General features: G+C 65.3%; 6 protein-coding genes. 4 read left to right on the plus strand and 2 right to left on the minus strand.

Annotation, left to right across the window (positions count from 1 at the left end):
- Positions 1 to 120: 120 nt before the first annotated feature.
- Genes pdhA through lpdA form a run of 4 tightly spaced genes read left to right on the plus strand, consistent with a single transcriptional unit; the run spans position 121 to position 5,391 of the window.
- Positions 121 to 1,251, plus strand: a complete 1,131-nt coding sequence (pdhA, locus tag QA600_RS04460; protein WP_278290753.1) for a pyruvate dehydrogenase (acetyl-transferring) E1 component subunit alpha — start codon at positions 121 to 123, stop codon at positions 1,249 to 1,251.
- Between the two features lies 1 nt (position 1,252).
- Entirely contained in the window at positions 1,253 to 2,239 is a 987-nt protein-coding gene (locus QA600_RS04465; protein ID WP_278290754.1) for an alpha-ketoacid dehydrogenase subunit beta, read from the plus strand.
- A 1-nt stretch (position 2,240) separates the two neighbouring features.
- On the plus strand, positions 2,241 to 3,890 hold the full coding sequence (locus QA600_RS04470; protein ID WP_278290755.1) for a dihydrolipoamide acetyltransferase family protein: 1,650 nt from the start codon (positions 2,241 to 2,243) through the stop codon (positions 3,888 to 3,890).
- Positions 3,891 to 3,927: 37 nt separating this feature from the next.
- Positions 3,928 to 5,391: a dihydrolipoyl dehydrogenase gene (gene lpdA, locus QA600_RS04475; RefSeq protein ID WP_278290756.1), complete on the plus strand. Its 1,464-nt coding sequence runs from the start codon at positions 3,928 to 3,930 to the stop codon at positions 5,389 to 5,391.
- A gap of 135 nt (positions 5,392 to 5,526) precedes the next feature.
- Here the strand turns inward: lpdA and QA600_RS04480 are convergent, their stop codons facing one another.
- Positions 5,527 to 5,808, minus strand: coding sequence for a hypothetical protein (locus QA600_RS04480; RefSeq protein ID WP_278290757.1), 282 nt, complete (start codon positions 5,806 to 5,808; stop codon positions 5,527 to 5,529).
- Positions 5,805 to 6,182 carry a helix-turn-helix domain-containing protein gene (locus QA600_RS04485; protein ID WP_278290758.1) on the minus strand — a complete coding sequence of 126 codons (378 nt, stop codon included), beginning with the start codon at positions 6,180 to 6,182 and terminating at the stop codon, positions 5,805 to 5,807. Before QA600_RS04485 ends, QA600_RS04480 begins: the two co-directional genes overlap by 4 nt.
- Between the last annotated feature and the right edge of the window lie 450 nt (positions 6,183 to 6,632).

Genomic DNA, 6,632 nt, shown 5'->3' on the forward strand with positions numbered 1-6,632 from the left:
AGTCGACTTCCCCGACCACTCTCGGCGTGCCGAGCAAGAATCTCATCGATAGTAAACTATTTACGAAAATCCTTTAACGCGAGCGATAATTCGTTAGGGTATGCACAGGTGGGTACACCCGTGAGTACGATACAGCGAGATCCGCAGGACCGCGTACAGGTGCTCGACGACGCCGGACGCGTTCTCGAGGGCGCCGAGGTGCCCGATCTCCCCGAAGAGGAGTTCGTCCAGATCTACGAGCAGATGCGCCTCGTCCGGCACTTCGACGAGCGGGCCGTGAGCCTACAGCGCCAGGGTCGAATGGGAACGTATCCACCCCTGTCCGGCCAGGAGGGGTCCCAGATCGGCAGCGCCCACGCACTGGCCGACGAGGACTGGATGTTCCCGAGTTACCGCGAGCACGGCTCGGCGCTCGTGCGAGGCATGTCGCTCAAGCGGACCCTGCTGTACTGGATGGGCCACGAACTGGGCAACCAGATCCCCGACGATGCCAACATCTTCACCGTGGCCGTCCCGATCGCCACGCAGATTCCCCACGCGACGGGTGCAGCGTGGGCCTCGAAGCTCAAGGACGAGGAGAAGGCGTTCCTCTGTTACTTCGGCGACGGCGCGACGAGCGAGGGCGACTTCCATGAGGGGCTGAACTTCGCCGGCGTCTTCGACACGCCGAACGTCTTCTTCTGTAACAACAACCAGTGGGCGATCTCCGTCCCTCGAGAGCGCCAGACCGCGAGCGAAACGCTGGCTCAGAAAGCCACCGCCTACGGTTTCGAGGGCGTCCAGGTCGACGGGATGGACCCGCTGGCGGTGTACAAGGTGACCCGCGACGCCGTCGAGAAGGCCAAGAATCCCGACGCCGTCGAGGACGAGTCGCCCGGTAGCGCGACTCGACCGACGCTCATCGAGGCGGTCCAGTACCGCTTCGGCGCCCACACGACCGCGGACGATCCGTCGGTCTACCGCGATGACGACGAGGTCGAGCGCTGGAAACAGAAGGATCCCATCCCGCGCATGGAGACGTTCCTGCGGAACAACGGCATGCTCGACGACGAGCGCGTCGACGCTATCGAGTCCCGGGTCACCGAGGACGTCGCCGAGGCGATCGATGCTGCCGAGGCCGTCGAGCGACCCGACCCCGAGGAGATCTTCGCCCACGTCTACGAGGGAATGCCAAAGCGGCTGCAGGAACAGCTCGAGTGGTTCGAATCGATCCGAGAGCGACACGGCGACGACGCGCTGCTGGAGGGCTAATATGGCTGCAGAATCTGAAAACCTCACGCTGGTACAGGCGGTACGCGACGGGTTGCAAAGCGAGATGGAACGCGACGACGACGTGATCGTCATGGGCGAGGACGTCGGCAAGAACGGCGGCGTCTTCCGCGCCACGGAGGGGCTGTACGACGAGTTCGGCGAGAACCGCGTCATCGACACGCCGCTTGCGGAGTCGGGAATCGTCGGCACGGCGGTCGGCATGGCCGCCTACGGGATGCGTCCCGTCTCCGAGATGCAGTTCCTCGGCTTCATCTACCCGGCGTTCGACCAGATCGTCTCTCACGCCGCGCGCCTGCGGACGCGCTCCCGCGGGCGGTACACCTGCCCGATGGTCATCCGCGCCCCCTACGGCGGCGGGATCCGGGCGCCCGAACACCACTCCGAGTCCTCGGAGGCGATGTTCGTCCACCAGCCCGGTCTGAAGGTCGTCATCCCCTCGACGCCCTACGACACGAAGGGGCTGCTGGCGAGTGCGATCCGCTCGCCCGATCCGGTGCTCTTCCTCGAGCCGAAACTCATCTACCGGGCGTTCCGCGAGGAGGTTCCGAACGAGTCCTACGAGGTGCCGATCGGCGAGGCGGCCGTCCGCCGCGAGGGGTCCGACATCTCCGTGTTCACGTGGGGTGCGATGAGCCGACCGACCCTCGAGGCCGCGGAGAACCTCGCGGGCGAGATCGACGTCGAGGTCGTCGACCTGCGGACGCTGTCGCCGCTGGACGAGGAGACGATCGTCGAGTCGTTCAAGAAGACCGGCCGCGCGGCGGTCGTCCACGAGGCGCCCAAGACGGGCGGTCTAGGCGCGGAGATCGCCGCCACGATTCAGGAGGAGGCGCTGCTCTACCAGGAGGCGCCCGTCGGGCGTATCACCGGGTTCGACACGCCGTTCCCACTGTACGCGCTCGAGGACTACTACCTGCCCGAGCCGGCACGCATCGAGGATGGCATTCGGGAGACGATGGGGTTCTAACATGGTACGCGAGTTCAAACTTCCCGACGTCGGCGAGGGAGTCGCCGAGGGCGAACTGGTCAGCTGGCTGGTCGAGGAAGGTGACACCGTCAACGAGGATCAGCCGGTCGCGGAGGTCGAGACCGACAAGGCCCTCGTCGAGGTCCCCTCGCCGGTCAACGGTACCGTCAGAGAACTCCACTGGGAGGAAGGCGAGATGGTCCCCGTCGGCGATCTGTTCGTCACGTACGACGTCGAGGGCGAGGAAAGTGAGGCGCCGAGTACGGAAGAGCCGACCGCGTCGGAAGACGAACGGGCGGGCGAACCGCCGGGCGTCGACTCGCCCGAGGAGGCCCAGGCGAGCGCGGACGACGAACCGACCGGCGACGCCGGCGCGACGGGTGCCGAAACCGGTGAGGTCGAACCTCCCGAAGATCGGGTCTTCGCGCCGCCACGCGTGCGACGGCTGGCCCGCGAGGAGGGGCTCGACCTCTCGACGCTCGAGGGCAGCGGCCCCGGCGGTCGGATCACCGCAGCCGACGTGGAGGCCGCCGCGGGCGGCTCGGCCGCGCCGTCGCAGGCGACGGCGGCCGAGGCGACGCCCGAGGAATCCGCGTCCGACGCGGGGGCGGACTCGAGCCCCGAGACGACTGGTACCGCCGCGGCCGACGCCGGGACGGCCGGAGCACAGACGACGCAGACGACCACACCGACACAGGTCGAGTCGGCCGATCGCGACCGAACGCTGGCCGCGCCCGCCACCCGTAAGCTCGCCGAGGAGGAGGGTGTCGACATCGACGCCGTCCCGACCGACGAGGAACGCGACGGCGAGCCGTACGTCACCCCTGAGGCCATCCGGGAGTACGCCGAGGCCCAGCAACGGGCCCAGGAGGCAGACGCCGAGGCCGTTTCTGCGGGTGAGCCGGTCGGCGCGAAGGGAACCGAATTCGCCGACGGTGAACGCGAACGTCGGGAGCCGTTCAAGGGCGTCCGAAAGACCATCGCCGACGCGATGGTCGAGTCGAAATACTCGGCACCCCACGTCACCCACCACGACGAGGTCGACGTCACCGAACTGGTCGGGGCTCGAGAACGCCTCAAACCCCGCGCCGAGGAACAGGGGATCAGCCTCACGTACATGCCGTTCATCATGAAGGCTGTGACGGCAGCCCTCAAGGAGTTCCCCGAGATGAACGCGGTGATCGACGAGGACAACGAGGAGATCGTCTATCGGGACTACTACAACGTCGGGGTCGCCACGGCGACCGACGTCGGCCTGATGGTCCCCGTCCTCGAGGACGCAGATCGGAAGGGACTCCTGCAGCTCTCCTCGGAGATGAACGAACTCGTCACGAAGGCCCGCGAGCGCTCGATCAGCCCCGACGAGCTCCGGGGCTCGACGTTTACGATCACGAACGTCGGCGGCATCGGCGGGGAGTACGCGACGCCGATTCTGAACTACCCCGAGTCGGGGATCCTCGCCGTCGGCGAGATCAAGCGCAAGCCCCGCGTCGTCACCGACGAAAACGGCTCGGAGTCGATCGAGCCACGCTCGGTGATGACGCTGTCGCTGTCGTTCGACCACCGACTGATCGACGGCGCCGTCGGCGCACAGTTTACGAACGAACTGATGGAATACCTCGAGAATCCAGAACTGCTACTGCTCGAATGATGAACCTTACTACACTGCCACGAGAGGGGTCCAAGTAATGGTCGTCGGAGATGTCACCACCGGAACGGACGTACTGGTAATCGGCGCCGGACCTGCGGGCTACGTGGCCGCGATCCGGGCCGGGCAGCTCGATCTGGACGTAACGCTCGTCGAAAAGGACGCGTACGGGGGCACCTGTCTGAACGACGGCTGCATCCCCTCGAAGGCGCTGATCACCGCAACCGACGTCGCCCACGAGGCGGGTAACGCCGAGGAGATGGGGATCCACGCCGACCCCGCGGTCGACCTCGCGGGAATGATGAGCTGGAAGGACGACGTCGTCGATCAGCTCACCAGCGGCGTCGAGAAGCTCTGCAAGGCAAACGGTGTCAACCTACTGGAGGGGACCGCCACCCTCTCGGACGAGAACACCGTCCGGGTCTCCCACAGCGGTGAGGGACAGGGCTCCGAGACCCTCGAGTTCGAACACGCCATCGTCGCCACGGGCTCGCGCCCGATCGAGATCCCCGGCTTCGAGTACGACGACGAGCCGGTAATCGACTCGACGCAGGCGCTCGCGCTCGAGTCGGTGCCGGACTCGATGGTGATCGTCGGCGCCGGCTACATCGGGATGGAGCTCGCGGGCGTCTACGCGAAGCTCGGCACCGACGTCACGGTCATCGAGATGCTCGATTCGATCCTGCCGGGCTACGACGACGATCTCAAACGCCCCGTCAAGCAGCGGGCGAACGATCTCGGGATCGAGTTTCACTTCGGCTACGCGGCCTCGGAGTGGGAACAGCAGGGCGATGGAATCCGCGTCGTGGCCGAGGCACCTGACGAGGCGGCCGCCGACGGTGGTCAGACTGAGGCCGTCGAGGACGACTCCCTCGAGCTCGACGCCGAGAAGGTCCTCGTCGCCGTCGGCCGCGAGCCGGTGTCGGACACGCTCGAACTCGAGAACGCCGGCGTCGAGACCGACGACCGCGGTTTCATCCAGACCGACTCGCGAGCGCGCTCGAACGTCGAGCACATCTTCGCCGTCGGCGACGTCGCCGGCGAGCCGATGCTCGCTCACAAGGGCAGCATGGAGGGCCAGGTCGCCGCCGAGGTGATCGCCGGCGAGCCGTCGGCGATCGATTACCAGGCCATGCCCGCGGCGGTGTTCACTGAACCCGAGATCGGTACCGTCGGAATGTCCGAGTCCGAGGCCGAGGAGGCCGGCTTCGAGACCGTCGTCGGGAAGTTCCCGTTCCGCGCCAGCGGCCGAGCACTGACGACCGGCGAGTCCGACGGGTTCGTCAAAATCGTCGCCGACGACGATCAGGGGTACGTGCTGGGCGCCCAGATCGTCGGTCCCGAAGCATCCGAGCTGATTGCGGAACTCGGGCTCGCGATCGAACTCGGCGCGACGCTCGAGGACGTCGCTTCCACGGTTCACACGCATCCGACGCTCTCCGAGGCAGTGATGGAAGCGGCCGAGAACGCGCTCGGTCACGCGATTCACACACTGAATCGGTAACCGAACCGCCGACTATTTTCGGAGTTCGAACTCGAGCGGCTTGACCCACAGCAGCGCTCGACGTTCGTCGGTCGAGAGTGCAGTACACCGCATCAGCGGAGCGTGCTGATCGGGCGAGAACGGCCGATCCCACCACTACTGAACGTACAGTGAATAGGCGATTACCGAAAAGCCTGCCAGAACGAGCAGGCTCTCGAGAAGCACCCCGGTCACGAGCGAGACGCCGAGTAGTTCGTGGAGTACGCCCGCCAGAACGAAACCGAGGGTGACAATACCGAACCCTCCCGCGAGATAGCCAAGCGCCGGCTGGCGGGTTCGGCGGTAGGCCTTGAACGCGAAGTACGTGATCACGCCGCCGACGATGAGAACGAATGTCTTGACGATTGCCAATACGAGCGCAGTTTCTATTCCAGTCATGTCTCCTTTCGTACCTCAGACCACAGTTCGGCGAGCCGTTCGTCAGCTGTCCGGGCCGGGCGCTCGATCTGTACCGACAGCGACCGGTCGTCCTCGAGCACGAGTGTAATTTCGTCGAACGCGACCGAGTACTTGCTCGCGTGGTGGCCATCACGACGAATTTCGGTCGACTCCTCGAGCAGCGTCGAGTCTGTCAGTAGCTCCAGCTTTCGGTACAGCGTCGACTGTGGGATCTCACACCGGGCGTTGAGCTCCGACGCTGTCATCGGCTCCTCGAGCCTCCGGATAATCTCCCGACAGTCGGGATCGTCGAGCGCAGAACAGATCACTTCCGGTGACGGCGGCGGTTCCGAAGTGATCGGATCCTGAACCATTCGTCTTCCTCTTGTGACGCGCGAGGTTTATCGGCATCGATGCGAATTGCTGATCTCGCCTGCGAATGCCGTACGGCTTCGCCCTCTCGAAGCCTTCTTGCCCGTTCGTGCTCGAGGTCCGAGTACGCGGGTATCATTCGGCCCGACCGAACCTTCGAGGGTGGGATGAACGGCCGACCTCCGCCCGCGTAACACTTGTCTCAGCGAGCTCGAGGCGTTGCAACCATGGAAATGTCAGATATGGCCCTGTTGAGTGGGAAACCATGGTACGGTACCGCGATTCGAACTGTATTTGGTTCGACAGCCTTATATAATAACCCGCCACTCGTTACTACTGTGATCGACGTGGCGTCCGCCACGTTCCCTCCGGCCACATCCGGCACGGAGGCAGGTGTTCCATCCATCCCGTCTCGTTTCCGACCACTCGGTCGGCAGAGTTCGGCGGTCGTC

Origin of the sequence: Natronococcus sp. A-GB1, from assembly GCF_029688845.1 — an archaeon.
In the GTDB taxonomy this organism is placed as follows: Archaea; Halobacteriota; Halobacteria; order Halobacteriales; family Natrialbaceae; genus Natronococcus.